Below are 17,424 nucleotides of genomic sequence, written 5' to 3' on the forward strand. Positions count from 1 at the left end.
AATAGGCCACAACTTCTGTTGTAGCCTATTATGAGCCCTTTGAAAGATCGTTCAATTAGCTTAAACGATCTGCATTAGCTAATTAGCGGCTCTTTTTGTATTTTAAATTAACCAGAACTCAGCTAATTAGCTGCTTGCGCTGTTGGTTGCTGTTTGTTTAGTTGTAAGTAACTTAATAGCCACATACCCAAACCACCTAAAAACAATGCAGCTGCTACGTAACCTGTTTGATTAGGTGCAGCACCTTGCGCTATTGCAATTCCGCCAACCCAAGGACCTATAGCATTGGCAGTATTAAATGCGCACTGTACTAAGGCACCAATCATAGCGTGGCCTTCGGGCGCAACGTCCATTAAAAGCGTTTGAATCAGCGTAGCCAAGCCCACACTGCATCCAATAAAGAAGATCACTGCATAAAGAGCCCAAATATTATGGCTTGCCGTTACATAAGCAAAGGCAAATACAATGGTACATACAAGCGCAAGGCCAGTCGTTTTAATTGCTGATTTATCGGCTGCTTTACCCAGTACATAGTTACCGAGCGTACAACCAATACCAAACATTACCATTGCGATAGAAATAGTATACGGGGCTGTTTTTGTTACCACTAATATGGTGTCGGCAATGTAAGTATAAATACAAAACACCCCGCCAAAGCCAATAATTACAATACCCAAAATAGACCAAACCAGTTTATTTTTAAGTACGCCAAACTCGTTTAGTAAGTTAGAAGGCTTAGCGTTATCTATATTTGGAACTACTTTATAAACAAAAATAAAAGCAATAAATGCAAGCACTGCAGCGCCGGCTAAACAATACCGCCAACTAAGGTTTTGACCCACAAGTGTTACAACAGGCACACCAACAATAGTAGCTACAGTTAAACCCATAAACACCTTAGACATAAAGCTAGCACGCTTACCTTTTGGGGCAATATCCGATGCTAATAAAATAGCCGCGCCAAAATATGCACCATGAGGTAAACCACTTAAAAATCTAAATATTACAAGTTGCTCAAGCGACGTTGCCATCGCGCTTAATCCGTTTGAGACAAACATTAAGCTTATAAATATGAGCAATGCTTTGCGCTTTCTCATATTAGCAGTGGTAAGCATTAAAATAGGGGCACCCACTACAACACCAATGGCGTAAGCACTAATTGCATAGCCACTTTGTGATGGCGTTGAGCCAAATGTTTCGCTAATTAGTGGCAGCATAGGCATCATCGAAAACTCAGATAATCCTAAAATAAATGTGCCAAGCGCTAATACGAGTAAAATAGCAGTTCTGTTTAGTTGACTAGATGCCGACGTTACATCTGATGTCATAGATGATCCCTTAGGTTTAATTTAAAAATGAAATTGCACAATGAATCCTGAATAGGAAATATCATGTGTATGCTTAAATTTGGTGTGAGAGGGTAGTCAGTGAGAACGTTATTTTAATTTAAAAAAAGTACAGAGTCATGCATAAATTAGTGTTTTTGTTAGGTTTTTAAAATGTTAATTAGAAGAAAATACTACTTAACATTCATAAAATAAAAAAACTATTTATAAAGCAGGCGTCTACAGGGTATTAAATATTAGCCGAAAGGTTATTTAAAGCTTATATTTACAGTACAGCTACATATTGATATCACATTAATTTGCTAATTTTTGTACTAATTTACTCCTTAAGGTTTTTATATGTTTGGTATTTCTAAAAGAAACGCAAAAATTGAAGAAATGGAGCTTCAATTAATTCAAAAGCAATCTATTTTATCGGCAATTAATAAGCACGTTGCTTATATAGAGTTTACACCTGATGGAATAATATTAGACGCAAACCAGTTGTTTTTAAAAACGATTGGGTATAGCAAAGAGAAAATAATTGGTAAGCATCATCGTATGTTTTGCGAACCTGAATATGCAAAGTCGAACGAATATAGTCAATTTTGGCAAGCATTAAAAACAGGGAATTCTAAAGCAGGCTCGTTTTTAAGGTACAAAGCTAATGGCGATAAGCTTTGGCTTGAGGCGACTTACTTTCCTGTAGAAGAGCATGGCGTAGTCACTAAAGTGATTAAAATAGCCTCTGATATTACGACTAGTTATATACAACGAAAGGCACAAGAAGCGATAGCTAGTGCACTCGATAAAGCATTGGCTACAATAGAGTTTACCCCACAAGGTAATATTTTAAGCGCAAATCAAAACTTTTTAGCAACAGTAGGCTACAGCTTAAAAGATATTGTAGGTAAACATCATAAAATGTTTTGTACTGAAGTGTTTTATGAGAAAAACCCACACTTTTGGAATGAATTAGCGCAGGGGCAGTTTAAGTCAGGAAAATTTAAACGTATTGCTGCCGACGGTTCAGAAATTTGGCTAGAAGCTACTTATAACCCAATATTAGATAGCAAAGGTAATGTAATTAAAATAATTAAGTTTGCATCAAATATTACTGATCGTATACACAATAATAATGCAGTGACTGAAGCCGCTGCAATCGCGTATGAATCGGCGGTAGCTACAGCGCAAACCGCTAAAAAAGGTTCTGAGATACTACAAAGTTCTGTTGCAAACTCAGATGCCATTGTAAGCCAAGTTCTTAAGTCAGTTGATTTAATTAAAAATCTTAATGAACAATCAGCTGTAATAGGCTCCATTGTTTCTACAATCAGCAGCATTGCTGATCAAACTAATTTACTTGCACTCAATGCTGCTATTGAAGCTGCACGTGCTGGTGAATACGGTCGAGGTTTTGCTGTAGTAGCTGACGAAGTAAGGCAACTTGCAGCCAGTACGAGTAGTTCAACTAATGAAATAGCAAGTGTTGTTAAAAATAACCAAGAGCTCACTAATGATATATCAAAGCAAATAACGTCAGTTTCAGACTCATCAAAACAAGGAAGAGAGCTTATTGCTAATGTGTCTGAGGTCATTAAAGAGATTGAACGTGGAGCCGATATTGTTTCTCAAACGGTAGCTAAGTTAAATGTTTAATTTATTATATGACCTTTTAGATTAAACACACCTAACAACACTCTAAATTGATAAAGTGCGACAATATGTCGCGCTTTTGCTTTTGCCACTCACACTATAATTACGCCAATTATTACAGTGGCATAAATTAACAATGGTTTATAAAAGCAAAACTCAAAAAACATATTTCCTTACCTCTGTCGCACTTTTTATTAGTGGTGTGTTATCTCCTTTCGCATTTGCCGACGATACGTCTTTAGAAGTGATTGAAGTACACGGGCATGCTCAAAATAAACATTTAGTGCTTGGCTCGTCAGAATCATTATTAAATGATTTAGGTGTCGATTTTTCTGCGGCGGGCGGCGTATCTAACTTACCTATTTTAAATGGTTTAATGGGCGACAGAGTTAAAGTGTTAATCGATGGTGCAGATGTAACCGCTGCATGCGCTAATCATATGAACCCGCCACTTTCGTATATCTCGGCCAATCAAATTACGTCTTACAATGTGGTTGCAGGCGTGTCGCCAGTAAGCGCAGGCGGCGATAATATTGCCGGTGTAATAAGCGTTAATTCTATTTCACCACAGTATAGCGATAGCAATGAATTAGGTTGGCACTCAGGTTATGTGTCAGCAAAGTACAGTAGCGTTGATAACGGACGTAAACTTGGCGTAGGTGCACGTTTAGCAAGTGACACGTTTAGCCTTAATTATCAGGGTTCGTTTAGTGACGCAGATAGTTATGAGGACGGTAACAGCGATGTAGTATTAGATACATTGTATCGAGCACAAAATCATAGTTTAACCACAGCTATGCGCGATGATAAACAGCAATTAGTTATAAAGCTAACGCATCAAAAAATCCCGTATCAGGGATTTGCAAATCAGTATATGGATATGACCGATAACACCAGTTACGGTGCAATAGCTCAATACAAACGCTCCTTTGAAAACATCGAGCTTGAAGGGCAAGTTAACTGGCATAGCGTAAAGCACGAAATGGGTTTTTTCAGTGAAGAAAAAACAGGCATGATGCGAATGAAAACCGATGCACAAGATATAAGTACGCAGCTTAAATGGCGTATCGCGCTTGATAAAAACAGCAGTATTTTACTCGGTCAAGAATATTACAATTACAGTATTGATGATTGGTGGCCAGGTATTGAAGGCTCAACCATGATGGGACCAGACGATTACGTAAATATTAATAACGGTAAACGAGAACGAATAGCGGCATTTGCTGAATTTGAGAGCCAAGTAAATACAAAGTTATGGTTAAACGCAGGCGTACGCATTGAAAGTATTAGTACCCACGTTGGAGAGGTTCAATCTTACAACGATGGTATGAGCATGACGGATATGGACGATATGAGCGACATGGGTAGTGTGGAAAGTATGACCATGAGCGATACGTCTACAGATAACACTGTTGCTGCACAGAACTTTAATGCTGGCGACAGAGATAAAACCGACACTATAGTTGATGCTAACTTATTAATTAACTACCAAATAACAAATTATGATGAGCTGCAACTTGGTCTTGCCCGAAAAAACCGAGCGCCTAATTTATACGAGCGATACAGTTGGGGTGTAAGCACCATGGCAACCACCATGATTGGTTGGTATGGCGATGGTAATGGCTATATTGGTAACCCTGATTTAGACGTTGAAACAGCGCATACAATAAGTGCTACTTATATTAAATCGGCTAAAGATGACCGTTGGCGATTAAGCACCAATGTTTGGTATACAGATGTGAGTGACTATATTGATGCTGATATTGTAAGAAGCTTCAATAGTTATGATTTAGACAATACAGCGCGTAACATTTTTCAGTTTACTAATGTAGATGCTATTTTGTATGGTGCAAAAATAGATTTAACAGCCAACATTTATGAATCTAAGCAATTAGGTAACTGGCAGTTACACGCTAATCTTACTAATACGAGAGGCAAGCGCGACGATACTAACCAGCCGCTTTATCAAATTAAACCACTGCAAACCCAGCTAGGTATTAGCCAGCAAATAGGTCGATTTGAAAACGCATTATCTTGGCAATGGGTAGATACTAAAAGCCGAGTAGATAATAATCGTTTTGAAAACCAAACAGACAGCTACAGCCTGGTTAATTTAAGCTCTAAAGCAACATGGGATTCATTAACGCTAAGCGCAGAAGTGAGTAATGTGTTTGATGAATACTACCAACTCCCGCTAGGAGGTGTAAGTATTGCGGCACTTAAACAAGATAGCAGCAACGGGTTTGAACAACTTGCTGGGCAGGGTCGTTCATTTAATGTAAGCGTTAGTTACGCGTTTTAATTAACCTCATATTCAAATTTAAAATAAAGCAAAAGCCATAACCACGTTATGGCTTTTTTTGCGCTTTAATAATTAAGCCGTAAACTTATTTTAATGAAATGTTTGTATGCAAAAAGCGTTCTATTAAGCACGCTTGTATTAATTTTACAGCGTTATTTTAAGGCAATGCAGTAAAAAGCAGTAACTTGTTCATCACCCAATGATTAGGAAATACAGTGTTTAAGCAATTTAAAAATAAAGTGATGGGTGCGCCAACAGCTATGGCCGGTTTAGCTTTGGGTATTGCTAGTATGGGATGGACATGGGAAAACGTTTTTAATTTAAACTCCCAAGGGCAATTTTTGGGAGCGGTACTAGCTGGCGTATTAGTTTTACTTTTGGCTGCTAAGTTTTTACTACACCCTCATTTATTAAAAGCCGATTTAGCACACCCAGTTGCAGGAAGTGTGATCCCTACATTTGCAATGGCTAATCTTGTTATTTCAAACTCAGTTGGGCAATTTAATTCATTAGCTGGCGACATTATGTGGGTTTTAGCTTTTGTGCTGCATCTCACATTTTTGGTGAGTTTTTTATACCAGCGAGCAAAAAAGTTTAACTTTGAGGATATTGCGCCCAGCTGGTTTGTGCCGCCAGTGGGGATAATTATTGCAGATGTTACTTTTTCGGGAAATCCGACATTAGCGTGGTTAGCTTATAGCGCACTGGTGATTGGTATATCAACGTACAGTATTATGCTGCCAATTATGTTTTATCGCTTTTTATTAGCATTAAAAAGTGACTACGAAATACAGCCAACACTTGCCATTTTAGCAGCGCCTGCCAGTTTAACATTAGCGGGGTATTTTCATATTGTAGCTAATCCATCACTCTTTATAGTGGGGGCATTATTTATATTAGCGATAATAAAAACACTGATTGTTTATGTGTTATTTATAAAGTTATTACGCAGGCCTTTTACGCCGAGCTACGCTGCTTTTACATTTCCAATGGTTATTGGGGCAACTGCATTATTTAAAATGGCTGATTGGATGCAAAGTATAAACCTTGCAACGCCATATGTAGATACAGTTAATTACTTAGCTACGTTTGAACTTATAGTTGCCACGGCAGTAGTTGGTTATGTAAGTGGTCGGTACTTTTGCCACTTTAAATTATCAAAGGAACAGGTAACGTAGAGTTACTCTTGGATTACCTCTGGCTCATTACTTTCTTGTTCAGCTAGCTTTTCGCGCTCAGCTTTTGACACATAACCAGGTTTGTTGCTTTTATGTAGTTTAGCGTTAGTGCGTTTATCTTTCTTTTGAAATTTAGTGACGATTTTTTTACGACGGTTCACAATTAAATACCCTGTTAATTTTAAGTCGCGCATTATACAGTCATCCTCATAAAAGCTGCTATATAAATATTTAACATGAACTCTGGGTAAGAGATTTACCAGCGTATTGAACTATAGTGATATTTAAATTTATTTTCTCTAGCCAGAGATTTTCAGTGAAAACAAGGCGAACTTACGCGTCAATAGCTGGCCTATTGCAAGTAAATTCAACGCAGTTAGCGCTGAAAATAACTGCTTGAGATAGATTTATTATCCAGAGTTCAGGTTATTTACCTTAAGTTACCTGTGTGTTTAGCGTAAAGAGCTATAAGTAAGCGCTTCATAGCATTATAATTACCGCTCTTAGTTATTAATTAAATGGGAATTGTTTTGAAAAAGTTAGCTTTAGCCAGTATTGCTTTATTTGCGTTTGGTGCTCATGCGCAGTTAAATAAAAATATTGATAGCGTTGCCGATTACGCAGTAAATACCTACCAAAATGCTCAAATACACACACTAACTAACTTAGTGGCTTTTCCGACCGTTAATAAAAGCGACATTACAGCCCCTCAAAATCCCGATTTTATTGGCTTTAAAGCACTGTTAAAAATGAAAGCCGCAGAGCTTGGTTTTGACTACCAAGATTTAGGTTACACCGTTTTAATTGGAATGGGCGAGCAAAGCGAAAAAGTAACGGTAGTAACGCACGGTGACGTGCAACCTGCTAATGCTAGCAAATGGAAACAAAGTCCTTTTATTATTGATACATCTGAACCGGGTAAATTAGTTGGTCGTGGTACGGAAGACGATAAAGGTGCAATAGCGACAGCGCTTTACGCCATGAAGGCAATTAAAGATAAAGGCATAACGCTTAATAACCGTATTGAGCTTATGATTTACCTTGCTGAGGAGTCTGATTGGGGTCCGCTTACTCAATTTATGAAAACGTATGAACAACCAAAATATGCAGTAACGATTGATGCATCATACCCTGTAGTGGTTGCCGAGAAAGGCTGGAGCTTAATTGCTCCTACCTTTAATGCAACATCACCACAAACGGGTTTATATGTAAAGGATGTAACTGGCGGTGCGTTTAGAAGCCAAATTCCAGAAGACGCCAGCTTAGTACTTCACAATGCAGACGCTGCACTTATTAATACATTAAAAGCAAAAGCCAAAACATTAAATAAAGTTGAGTTTAACTTTAGTGAAAAAAGTAATGGTTTAGCAATAAGCGTTAAAGGTATGTCGGCGCATTCATCTGAGCCGGAGTCGGGTATAAATGCGATTGCGTATTTAGCTGAGTTATTTAAAGGCGTGGAGCTTGAAAATAACAGTGACGGCGAGCTAATCGACTTTGTGAATCAGTTAATTGGTTTAGACATTCACGGTAAACAGTTTGGCGAAATAGCTTATAAGCACGACTTTATGGGTCCGATGACAGTGGCACCAACCGTTATTGAGCGCGATGGTAATGCGCTAACACTTGCTGTAAATGCACGTCGCCCTATGGGTAAAGACGAAGCTGTATTACAAAAGCAAATTGATGATGCGCTCGCTAATTGGCAAGCCACTAACAATGTAACGCTTGCCAACATAGAAACAATTATTGGCACACCTATGCTGCTTGATAGCGCGCCGCATGCGCAAAAGCTGCTTGATATTTTTAAGCATTTTACGGGCGACGAAAAAGCTGACTTTGTATCAATAGGTGGTGGCACTAACGCCAAGCTGTTTGATAACGCGGTATCGTTTGGTCCTTCAATGCCAGGTAAACGCTACACAGGTCATTCAGAGCATGAATTTATGACCATTGAGCAACTTGAGCTTAATTTGCGTATGTACACAGCGATGATGATAGAGCTGGGTAATATGTAATTTATATTTAGATGCAATAGAACTAAAAATAGGTGTTGGTTATTAGTCAGCACCTATTATTTCAAAATTCACGTCTGGCAAGCTTTCAAAACTAGGTTTTGCAAATAAATACCCTTGCATAAGCTCAACACCTGCGTTTTTAAGCCATGTATATTCTTCTACTGTTTCAATCCCTTCAGCCAGTGCGATAATATTTAAATCGCGAAACATATTTAAGCAATGAGTTACTATTAATTGGCGTTTTTTGTCGTTGCTTATATCGCGTATTAGCGCCATATCCAGCTTAATAATATCTGTTTGAAAGTCAGCCAGTAGATTTAAACCAGAATAACCTGCACCAAAGTCATCAGTGGCGGTTTTAAATCCGAGAGACTGATAGTAATCAACAACGCGTTTAATGTGTGCGGTGTCTTCTATTTTTTCTACTTCAGTAAATTCAAACATAATATTTTGAATTGGGAAGTTATACTTTTTTGCAGCTTCTAGTGTGGTGCGTATACATCGCTCTGGTTTATAAATAGCATTAGGTAAAAAGTTAATGCTTAGCATTGATGTTATGCCTAGCTCTGAGGCAAGTTTAATGGCTTTAATACGACAAAGTTGATCAAATGTATAACGGTTGTCTTCATTCACCTTTGAAATAATAGAATAAGCAGACTCCTCATTTAAACCTCTAACCAGTGCCTCATAGCCATAAATAAGGTTAGTTTTACAGTTTATAATCGGTTGAAAAGCCATTGAAAAATCAAATTCGAGTTCGTTTGCGTCAGCACAGTTGTTACATGTCACTTTTTCGCAATTTTTTGATTTTTCGCTCATTTAGCTCATCCTGTTATGTTTATTTGTTTAGGTTAGTCGAGGTTAGATTCTAACACAAATAGATTAAAGTATTGTTTTTTATGTTTTTATACATAATAAATAACTATGTAATTAAATGAAAAGTGATGACTAATGTCAGACCACTTAGTGACATTTAGCAGGTGTGTACGTTGCTTATTAAAACAATAATAGCGACATACATTACTTGGAGAATATAAATGAGCAATACAGTGACATTAGGCAAAAAAATTAAAGGATATTTACTTATTTTAACTTTGCTAAGCGTTATAAATTTACTAACTTCGCCTAGTTATATATGGGTAGTATGGCCAGCAATTGGGATGGGAATAGGGCTTGTAGTAAGTACTTTGAGTAGGAATAAACCTAGGGCGTGTTGATTTTTGTGGATTGAAATTTGTTCAATCTAGGGGCGATTTAATCGCGGCGTGAGGTTTGTAACCTAGTGGGCTAAGTAAAAACCGAGCAACAAAGAGTCAATCGTCCCTAGAAAGAACCCAAAGGGCAGCGCATGTTTGGCATCTATGCTGCGTTATCGCCTATTAATGGGGAATAACCACACAACATAGGCTCTGCCTTGCCTAAATACCAAACACACTGCTGCAAATTCAACCACCAAATAACAACACGCCCTAGAGATATTTCTTTATAATAAGCAAGCCAAGTAATTACTTACTTGGCTTTTTTAGTAAGGAACTGTCTAAATAGTTAAGTCTAAATATTTAAAATGCTGATTGAAGTGTCGCATCTAGTGATATTTCGGTATTTAAGAGCTTGGAAATAGGGCAGCTCTTTTTGGTTTGCTCACATAAGGCTTGAAACTGCTCGTTTTGAATATCATCAATACGCGCTTTTACCTCAAGGGCAATATGCGTTACCGAAAAGCCATCATCTACTTCATCAAGGCTTACGGTGGCTTTAGTATCAATTTTATCTGCTGTAAAACCTGCATCACCTAATGCAAGCGAAAGCGCCATACTAAAACATGCACTGTGCGCCGCACCTACTAATTCTTCAGGATTCGAGCCAGACTCTCCTTCAAAGCGAGTATTAAAGCCATAAGGTTGTTTATCAAGCGCACCACTTTGAGTTGAAATGCTACCTTTGCCTGTTTTAATATCGCCAGACCATGTTGAGCTTGCCGTCTTTTTAATCGTCGTCATCATCTTCTCCTTGCTTGATTGTAAGCTTTTCAGGTTAGATAAGCGTTATTTACAAAATAAGCTTACATAAAGCCTTAAAAGCAATAATTACTGATGATGTTGCAAAATAGACGCCAGTTAATTGTTATCCCTGTTTATTTCGCTTACAGCGCTCTGAACAGTAAATAACGTTATCCCAGTCGCGTTGCCATTTTTTACGCCAAGTAAAAGGTTTATTGCAAGTGGGGCATATTTTTTGAGGTAAGTTTAGTTTTTTGTGCGCCATACTTACTTAGTCTCACAATTACTTTTAGTATCCGTTTTATTTTTTGCTTGGCTTGTTTTTGGTGTAATTGCTACGTGCTTTCTAAGAATCCTCCCTATGGCGCGTTTAACATCGGCTCGCTCACGATATTGCCATAAGCGCTCGCGTGCTTCTTTTGAGGCAGCTGTTAAATCAAGGATGGGTTCAGGGTAATCCTCCCCTAACTTAAAGTCGTTAAAGAGTGCTTCCATCGGAGTTTGCTCCCAAGGCTGATGTAAATATTCAATAGGGAGTTTTTCAAGCTCGGGGCACCACTTTTTAATAAACGAACCTGTTGGGTCTTGATCCTCCGATTGTTTAATTGGGTTGTAGTGCCTAATGGTGTTAATGCCTGTTACCGAGGCTTGCATTTGAATTTGCGGATAATGAATCCCTGGCTCAAAATCTAAAAAGTAATTAGCGAGAGGAAAGCTTGCTTGCTGCCAGCTTATATTTAAATGATGCGTTACAAAGCTTACAAGCATGGCGCGCATTCTAAAGTTTATGTAACCGGTGGCTTTTAAGCAGCGCATGCAAGCGTCAATAATGGGAATACCTGTTTGACCTTGCGCCCAGCGTTCAATATCGTTTTTAACATGTTCATCATCGCGATACGGAAATACGTGATAACCCGGATTAAGGGCTAAAAACTCCATAGAACATTCGCTCTCAAACTTTTGCATAAAGTGGCAGTGCCAATGCAAGCGCGATACAAACGCAGCAAGCGGGCGCTTCCAGCCTCTTTTATCAGGATGTTTTGAATGATATTCGTCAAAGGCCATTTGATACACTTGCCTAAGGCTAATGTTCCCCCATGCTAGGTATGGCGAAAGTCGGGAGCAATATGTTTGGCTTAAACTTGGGCTCGATATTCCTTTTTGATAACCTTTACCGCGCTCGGCAAAAAAGCTCTGCATTACAGTTCGCGCATGCAGCGGGCCACCTTGTTGAAAGCTGTCGTGATCTTGCGTGTAAGCGCTTGGTAGCTCAGGTGTTTGGTAGTTATTGAGGGTAATTGTTTTTATACTCTTCCAATTAGGAACAGCAATAGGTGCTTGCATTGTTTGCTGCCAGCGTTCGTTCCAATTATTACGATTTTTTTTGCCGCGAATAACCGCGCCTGTTTGCGACTCTTGCCAGTTAATGTGGTTATGCTGGCACCAGATTTTAATAGCTTTATCGCGCTCAAAGGTATTGTTTAAGCCTATTTCTTGATGGCTAAAAATATTAACTATTTCAAACTGTGCCTTTAACGATTCAAGTAAATCGCTCATATTTAAATTAAACATATAAACACAGGCATTAAAGCGCGCTAGTTGTTTGTTTAACTCAACTATTGATTGATACACAAAGCGCCAGTGCCGCTCATTGTAGTGTGCATCTTCGAGCAGTAATGGCTCAAAGTTATAAAGTAACAGGGTAGGTAAGCCATTACTGAATGCATTTTTTAATGGTTGATGATCGCTAAGACGTAAATCACGTTTAAACCACACGATGTTTATTTTCATATAATTTGTTTATTGCTTTAAATAGAGATAAAAATTAGCTTGTTATTTAACTGAGTCAGCCAAACTTATACGTAACTACCTTGAATTAAGATTTAGTTTTAATGTATTAAAAGGAAATGTATGTTTTTAGATCTAACCGAAAACACCAGTCAAAATGTTTATTCTTACTTAGTAGGTGGTATAAGCCCACGGCCTATCGCATGGATAAGTACATTAAATAGTGAAGGTATTGCGAATATTGCGCCTTATTCATTTTTTACTGTGGCTAGCTGCAAGCCACCTGTTTTAAGCGTTACGCAAGTAAACCCAAGTGATAAAACGAATAAAGATACGCTCAGTAATTTAATGGCAACTAAAGAATGTGTGGTTAATATAGTTAGCGAAGAGCTAGTTGAAAAAATGAATCAAAGTTGTGCAAATTATCCTAGTGGTATAAGCGAATTTGATACAGCTAACATTGCCCAAGCTCCAAGTAAGTTAGTCAATGCGCCAAGTGTTGCTAATTCAAAAGTACGGTTTGAATGTAAGTTACGCGAAGTTATTAGTATTTCAAATGAGCCTGGCGGCGGAAAAATGATGTTGTTGGATGTAGTGGGTATTTGTATAGACGATGAAGTGATGAGTGGTGGCTATATTGACCCTGAATTATTAAGCGCAGTGGGCAAAATGGGCGGCGATTACTTTAGTACGACGAAGGATAAGTTTTTGCTTAAAAGGCCGCAGTTGTAATTTTAATCTTGATTCTTCCTTAGTTTATGCACATTGTTTGCACTTTTACTTGTTAACTTTGTTTTATTAAACGTTAAAGTAAAGGTTCAAGCATTGAAAACACTTCTTAAAACAAAAGCCTCTAATGTAACTAAGTTATTTGCGTTAAGTGTGCTTTGTATCGCTTTAAGCGCATGTAACAGCGATTCTACAAGTACTACAACAGACGGCGAAACGGTCAGTAATAGTGCTCCAACGGTTGACGCCGGTATTGACCAAACTGTTAATGCAGGCGATACCGTTTATTTAATTTCAACAGTTGAAGATGATGGCGAAGTATCTGTTAGCTGGTCACAAACATCAGGCACTTCAGTTAGCTTATCTTCAAGTACTGCAACTTCTACTGAGTTTGTTGCCCCTGAAGTATTAACCGATGAAGCACTTGTATTTGAAATCAGTGCAGATGACGGCACAAACGATGTCGTTGTAGATACAGTTATAGTTAATGTTATTGCTTCATCAGGCTCGGGCTCAGATACTGGTACAGTTGATAATAGTGCAAAACTTACCAGCTGGTTAATTAATAACGATACAACCTCTACCTACATACAAAATAATGGTGCAGTGGTTGAAGACGTGCAATCGGTTGAGGTTGTTACTGTTGCACAAGACGATGCTGACGTTGAATACATGTACGTGCAAACTACTGACATTCCTAAATATGATGTAACGCTTACACAAGACCAAGTAGACGCGTTAAATAACCGCCCGCGTGCAGCTACCGATTTTTATAACGGTGTAACCTCAGCAGCAGTAGGGCAAACCATTTCGTTTGGTGAAGATATTGGCTATAACAGTAGCACTGAAAACTGTGATGACACAGGCGGTGCAGGCTATTGGCCTCCAGGACCAGGTTGTCCGACAGAACAAACAGTTGAGGCGTATTTTCCGATAACACCTACCGATTTATCTGACACTGAAACTTGTGAAACAGGTTTAGGTACAGTTGGCTTAATGGTTAATGGCACCAGTATATTTAACTGGGGCGATGGTATGAGCTACGGTAATAATATTTGGTATACATTAGCGCCCATTGCTGAGCAATACGATGTTGATGTGTGTGGCGGACATGCTGCTAACGGTGAATATCATCACCATTTTTACACGAGTTGCTTAGCTGATTTACTTGAAGATGATGGCGATGCGCATTCACCTATTTATGGCTTTGCAGCTGATGGCTATCCGCTTTACGGTCCTTATGAAAGTAACGGCCAACTTGCATTAAGTGGCTGGGAAATGCGTGATTATGGCGCATCAGAAAGTGAAGGTGGTTGTGGTACTGAGGGCGAGCGAAGCTGTACCTTAGTTGATCAATACGATGTTAGCCAAGGCACACAAACAAGTGATGCAGGCCCTGCTATTGGCGCACAAGTGACGACGCTCTCTGGTAATACATTAAATGCCGACGATGGTTATTACTTTGAAGATTTCTACTACGCACAAAAAACAGTAACCGGTGCTCAATTAGATGAGCATAACGGCCACGATACTAACGATGGCAAGGGTTATCACTACCATATAACACTAACGCTAGACAGCGATGGTAAATTACAGCCTTCTTTCCCTTATCAAATAGGGCCTCGTTTTAAAGGTCAATTAGCCGATAATTCAATTGGTCGCTGTGATACGGGCGAAACAATGGGTCCACCACCGGGAATGTAAGGAGTAACTATGCGTTATTTTAAATACGCATTGATCCTAACTACTGCTGCGCTATTGAGCTTTAAGCTCTTTGCGCAGCAGGAAATGATGGATCATAGCCATATGCCTATAGCAGTGCCAAGTGATACGCCAATTCCGGCATTAAGCCTTAAGTTATTAAAAGATAGTATGTCGGGTTATAACTTAATTTTAGATACGCAGCGCTATGATTTATCTGTACCCCCTGAGGGCGCAATGAACATGCAGCAAATGATGAGCGTTACTACAAACGATGACACGGGCTTTTTACAAGGTCATGCTCATTTATATATAAATGGGGTTAAAATACAGCGAATTTACGGACATGCATTGCATTTACCTGCTAACTTATTTAAAAGTGGTATAAATACCGTATCGGTTACTTTAAATAATCATGGTCATATGTATTGGACCGCTCAAGGCAAAAAAATAGTTGCTACATTGTATGTTAACGATCAAACCAAAGAGTTTATAACATACCGTTTTGAAAGCTTTCCTAGCAAGGTTGAAAACACGCATTAATGAAAATTCATAATAAACTTTTTTTAATACTATTTAGTTTTACTTTTAGTGTTATTGCAGGGCTGGTGGTACTTATACAATGGAGTATAGGCCAAGGCGTAATTGATTTTGTTAATGCAAAAGAGGTAAAAGCGCTAGAACCACTTGTTGTGCAACTTGCAAAGCAATACGAAAAAACCCCATCATGGGAACGTGTTGTCGGCAATGGCGAAAATTTTAGAAAACTTGTTGAATCGCAGTTAGAAAACAGCCAGTTTTTACCTAGGCCACCAGAAGGTCCAGGCCACAGAGGAGGAATGATGCGACGGCCGCCACCAGATCATATTCGTTTAGGGGGGGATCGCCGCCCACCACCAGAAAATATTGCTCACTACGCATTACTTGATGAAAATAAACAGCGAATAATGGGTAGATACCTCAGCGATTTAAACTATATAAAAACGGCAATTATAGTTGGCGATAAAACAGTGGGTTACTTAGCTGTTTCCAAAAGAGATAGCTTGGTCGATGGTTATGAGCTTGATTTTTTACAGCAGCAAACTAACTATTTATGGTTTATTGCTTTAGCTGCGGTATTGCTTACATTGCTAGTTACCTTTTTATTGTCTCGCCACTTAGTTAGCCCAGTAAAGCAAATTGCTAACGGCATGCATCGCTTAACGCAAGGCAATTACGAGACCAAACTTACGCTTGAGCGAAAAGACGAATTAGGCCAGTTAAGCGAAGATTTTAATATCCTTGCATTTACACTCGCTAAAGATGAGCAAGTACGTAAACGTTGGCTAGCTAATATTTCTCATGAGCTTAGGACGCCAATGAGCATTTTACTCGGTGAGCTTGAAGCTATGTTACTTGGCATACGCGAGCCTAATGCAAAAAATATTAATTCGGCTAACGATGAGGCTTTGCATTTAAAACGCTTGATTGATGATTTACATATGCTTAATAGCGCAGAGTTAGGGGGTATGCATTACACTATGCAACCTACTGATATGGCTTTATTATTAAATACTATTGAGCAAAAATATCAGGTTATACTTGAGCAGCACAATATAAAAATTTACTTACTAAATAGCGCTAAACACATAACTGTACAAGCAGATAAAACACGCCTTTTGCAGCTGCTCGATAATATTTTAATGAACGCGGTGCATTATGCACAATGCACAACTATTTCATTAACAGCTAATAATATAAGCATTAAAGGGCAAACCTACTTAGAGCTTATAATTGAAGATAATGGCGTAGGTGTAGAGCAGTCGCATTTATCGCATTTGTTTGAGTATTTATACCGAGTAGATAGTTCGCGTAATCGTCAAGAGGGCGGTTCGGGCTTGGGCTTATCTATTTGCCAGCATATAGTTAAAGGCCATAATGGTGAAATAGCTGCTGAAAAAGCCACTTTAGGCGGTCTTGCTATTATTATTAGATTGCCAACTATTTAGTTTATAAAAATAAAGTTGAGGTTACTTACAGAGATGCCTATGAGTGAACAAATACTGATTGTGGAAGATGAAGTAAAGCTGGCTAACTTAATGAGTGACTTTTTAAGTAGCCATCATTTTGTTACTCATCAAATACATCACGGAAATGAAGTATTACCTTGGCTTGAAATTAACAGGCCGAGCGTAATTTTGCTCGACATAATGCTACCAGGTCAAAGTGGTATTGAACTATGTAAAGCAATCAGGCGCTTTTCAAATGTGCCTATTATTATGGTATCGGCAAAAGTAGAAGAAATAGATAGGCTGCTTGGACTTGAGTTAGGTGCAGATGATTATATTTGTAAGCCGTTTAGTTATGCTGAGCTGGTGGCGCGAGTTAAAGCTATATTAAGGCGATTAAGTAGCGCAAGTGATGTTACAGAGTCAACAATGAAGCTTGACGAGAGCACCTACAGCGTAAAATACAAATCAAGCAGCATAGAGCTAACGAACTTTGAATTTCAGCTATTTAAACCTTTGTTTAACAACCCAAATCGTATTTATTCGCGCGATAGTTTAATGGACACTATGTACGCCGATCAGCGTATTGTGAGCCATCGTACTATTGATAGCCATATTAAAAAGTTGCGTAAAAAACTAGATGAAGTGACACAAACTGAAAGTGTTATTCAGTCTGTTTATGGGGTTGGCTACCGATTTGTGCACCCGCAGTAAGAGGTATTAGTGAGCTATGACGATG

The 17,424-nt window shown here is 38.6% G+C and carries 16 protein-coding genes; 10 read left to right on the forward strand and 6 right to left on the reverse strand.

All coding sequences use genetic code 11. The features are described from left to right. Positions 1-122: 122 nt before the first annotated feature. Positions 123-1,328, reverse strand: a complete 1,206-nt coding sequence (locus tag AAEY62_RS12595; protein ID WP_197117840.1) for an MFS transporter — start codon at positions 1,326-1,328, stop codon at positions 123-125. A 357-nt stretch (positions 1,329-1,685) separates the two neighbouring features. On the opposite strand from AAEY62_RS12595, the gene AAEY62_RS12600 reads away from it, so the two are divergent. The 3 genes from AAEY62_RS12600 (at position 1,686) to AAEY62_RS12610 (ending at position 6,461) form a co-directional block, all read left to right on the forward strand. Next, positions 1,686-2,984, forward strand: coding sequence for a methyl-accepting chemotaxis protein (locus tag AAEY62_RS12600; RefSeq protein WP_350635039.1), 1,299 nt, complete (start codon positions 1,686-1,688; stop codon positions 2,982-2,984). Positions 2,985-3,117: 133 nt separating this feature from the next. After that, positions 3,118-5,283 carry a TonB-dependent receptor gene (locus AAEY62_RS12605; RefSeq protein ID WP_350635040.1) on the forward strand — a complete coding sequence of 722 codons (2,166 nt, stop codon included), beginning with the start codon at positions 3,118-3,120 and terminating at the stop codon, positions 5,281-5,283. 215 nt (positions 5,284-5,498) lie between these two features. Further along, positions 5,499-6,461 carry a TDT family transporter gene (locus AAEY62_RS12610; RefSeq protein ID WP_350635041.1) on the forward strand — a complete coding sequence of 321 codons (963 nt, stop codon included), beginning with the start codon at positions 5,499-5,501 and terminating at the stop codon, positions 6,459-6,461. A 2-nt stretch (positions 6,462-6,463) separates the two neighbouring features. Here AAEY62_RS12610 and AAEY62_RS12615 read toward each other — a convergent pair whose 3' ends face one another. Continuing rightward, complete coding sequence (locus AAEY62_RS12615; RefSeq protein WP_008169531.1) at positions 6,464-6,655, reverse strand: DUF2986 domain-containing protein; 192 nt, start codon at positions 6,653-6,655, stop codon at positions 6,464-6,466. A gap of 336 nt (positions 6,656-6,991) precedes the next feature. Here AAEY62_RS12615 and AAEY62_RS12620 point away from each other — a divergent pair, with 336 nt between their 5' ends. Further along, a complete protein-coding gene (locus AAEY62_RS12620) occupies positions 6,992-8,479 on the forward strand; it encodes a dipeptidase (protein ID WP_024589252.1) in 1,488 nt (495 codons plus the stop codon). Between the two features lie 42 nt (positions 8,480-8,521). Here AAEY62_RS12620 and AAEY62_RS12625 read toward each other — a convergent pair whose 3' ends face one another. Beyond that, the gene (locus AAEY62_RS12625; protein WP_350635042.1) at positions 8,522-9,298 is read right to left on the reverse strand and encodes an EAL domain-containing protein; all 777 of its coding nucleotides are present in this window, start codon (positions 9,296-9,298) and stop codon (positions 8,522-8,524) included. Positions 9,299-9,516: 218 nt separating this feature from the next. On the opposite strand from AAEY62_RS12625, the gene AAEY62_RS12630 reads away from it, so the two are divergent. Next, a complete protein-coding gene (locus AAEY62_RS12630; protein WP_076916397.1) occupies positions 9,517-9,696 on the forward strand; it encodes a 2TM domain-containing protein in 180 nt (59 codons plus the stop codon). A 342-nt stretch (positions 9,697-10,038) separates the two neighbouring features. Here AAEY62_RS12630 and AAEY62_RS12635 read toward each other — a convergent pair whose 3' ends face one another. The 3 genes from AAEY62_RS12635 to AAEY62_RS12645 form a co-directional block, all read right to left on the reverse strand. Further along, positions 10,039-10,479, reverse strand: coding sequence for an OsmC family protein (locus AAEY62_RS12635; RefSeq protein WP_350635068.1), 441 nt, complete (start codon positions 10,477-10,479; stop codon positions 10,039-10,041). A 124-nt stretch (positions 10,480-10,603) separates the two neighbouring features. Next, positions 10,604-10,744 carry a DUF2256 domain-containing protein gene (locus tag AAEY62_RS12640; RefSeq protein WP_076915499.1) on the reverse strand — a complete coding sequence of 47 codons (141 nt, stop codon included), beginning with the start codon at positions 10,742-10,744 and terminating at the stop codon, positions 10,604-10,606. Positions 10,745-10,746: 2 nt separating this feature from the next. Next, positions 10,747-12,270, reverse strand: coding sequence for a cryptochrome/deoxyribodipyrimidine photo-lyase family protein (locus AAEY62_RS12645; protein ID WP_350635043.1), 1,524 nt, complete (start codon positions 12,268-12,270; stop codon positions 10,747-10,749). A 120-nt stretch (positions 12,271-12,390) separates the two neighbouring features. Between AAEY62_RS12645 and AAEY62_RS12650 the strand changes: the two genes are divergently transcribed. The 5 genes from AAEY62_RS12650 to AAEY62_RS12670 are packed head-to-tail and all read left to right on the forward strand — an operon-like array spanning position 12,391 to position 17,399. Further along, entirely contained in the window at positions 12,391-12,999 is a 609-nt protein-coding gene (locus AAEY62_RS12650; protein ID WP_350635044.1) for a flavin reductase family protein, read from the forward strand. A gap of 33 nt (positions 13,000-13,032) precedes the next feature. After that, the gene (locus AAEY62_RS12655) at positions 13,033-14,700 is read left to right on the forward strand and encodes a YHYH protein (RefSeq protein ID WP_350635045.1); all 1,668 of its coding nucleotides are present in this window, start codon (positions 13,033-13,035) and stop codon (positions 14,698-14,700) included. A 9-nt stretch (positions 14,701-14,709) separates the two neighbouring features. After that, positions 14,710-15,240: a hypothetical protein gene (locus tag AAEY62_RS12660; RefSeq protein WP_024589245.1), complete on the forward strand. Its 531-nt coding sequence runs from the start codon at positions 14,710-14,712 to the stop codon at positions 15,238-15,240. Continuing rightward, positions 15,240-16,685, forward strand: coding sequence for an ATP-binding protein (locus AAEY62_RS12665; RefSeq protein WP_350604139.1), 1,446 nt, complete (start codon positions 15,240-15,242; stop codon positions 16,683-16,685). The genes AAEY62_RS12660 and AAEY62_RS12665 overlap by 1 nt, the downstream gene beginning before the upstream one ends. 39 nt (positions 16,686-16,724) lie before the next feature. Beyond that, a complete protein-coding gene (locus tag AAEY62_RS12670) occupies positions 16,725-17,399 on the forward strand; it encodes a response regulator (RefSeq protein WP_024607583.1) in 675 nt (224 codons plus the stop codon). Positions 17,400-17,424: the final 25 nt, after the last annotated feature.

Source organism: Pseudoalteromonas sp. GW168-MNA-CIBAN-0100, assembly GCF_040309225.1.
Classification (GTDB): domain Bacteria; phylum Pseudomonadota; class Gammaproteobacteria; order Enterobacterales; family Alteromonadaceae; genus Pseudoalteromonas; species Pseudoalteromonas arctica.

Bases quoted from the DNA above. Each gene is read 5' to 3' on its own strand.
- AAEY62_RS12665 (WP_350604139.1), top strand. From the start codon at position 15,240: ATGAAAATTCATAATAAACTTTTTTTAATACTATTTAGTTTTACTTTT.
- AAEY62_RS12630 (WP_076916397.1), top strand. From the start codon at position 9,517: ATGAGCAATACAGTGACATTAGGCAAAAAAATTAAAGGATATTTACTT.
- AAEY62_RS12615 (WP_008169531.1), bottom strand. From the start codon at position 6,655: ATGCGCGACTTAAAATTAACAGGGTATTTAATTGTGAACCGTCGTAAA.
- AAEY62_RS12625 (WP_350635042.1), bottom strand. From the start codon at position 9,298: ATGAGCGAAAAATCAAAAAATTGCGAAAAAGTGACATGTAACAACTGT.
- AAEY62_RS12645 (WP_350635043.1), bottom strand. From the start codon at position 12,270: ATGAAAATAAACATCGTGTGGTTTAAACGTGATTTACGTCTTAGCGAT.
- AAEY62_RS12670 (WP_024607583.1), top strand. From the start codon at position 16,725: ATGAGTGAACAAATACTGATTGTGGAAGATGAAGTAAAGCTGGCTAAC.
- AAEY62_RS12600 (WP_350635039.1), top strand. From the start codon at position 1,686: ATGTTTGGTATTTCTAAAAGAAACGCAAAAATTGAAGAAATGGAGCTT.
- AAEY62_RS12635 (WP_350635068.1), bottom strand. From the start codon at position 10,479: ATGACGACGATTAAAAAGACGGCAAGCTCAACATGGTCTGGCGATATT.
- AAEY62_RS12660 (WP_024589245.1), top strand. From the start codon at position 14,710: ATGCGTTATTTTAAATACGCATTGATCCTAACTACTGCTGCGCTATTG.
- AAEY62_RS12595 (WP_197117840.1), bottom strand. From the start codon at position 1,328: ATGACATCAGATGTAACGTCGGCATCTAGTCAACTAAACAGAACTGCT.
- AAEY62_RS12640 (WP_076915499.1), bottom strand. From the start codon at position 10,744: ATGGCGCACAAAAAACTAAACTTACCTCAAAAAATATGCCCCACTTGC.
- AAEY62_RS12605 (WP_350635040.1), top strand. From the start codon at position 3,118: ATGGTTTATAAAAGCAAAACTCAAAAAACATATTTCCTTACCTCTGTC.
- AAEY62_RS12650 (WP_350635044.1), top strand. From the start codon at position 12,391: ATGTTTTTAGATCTAACCGAAAACACCAGTCAAAATGTTTATTCTTAC.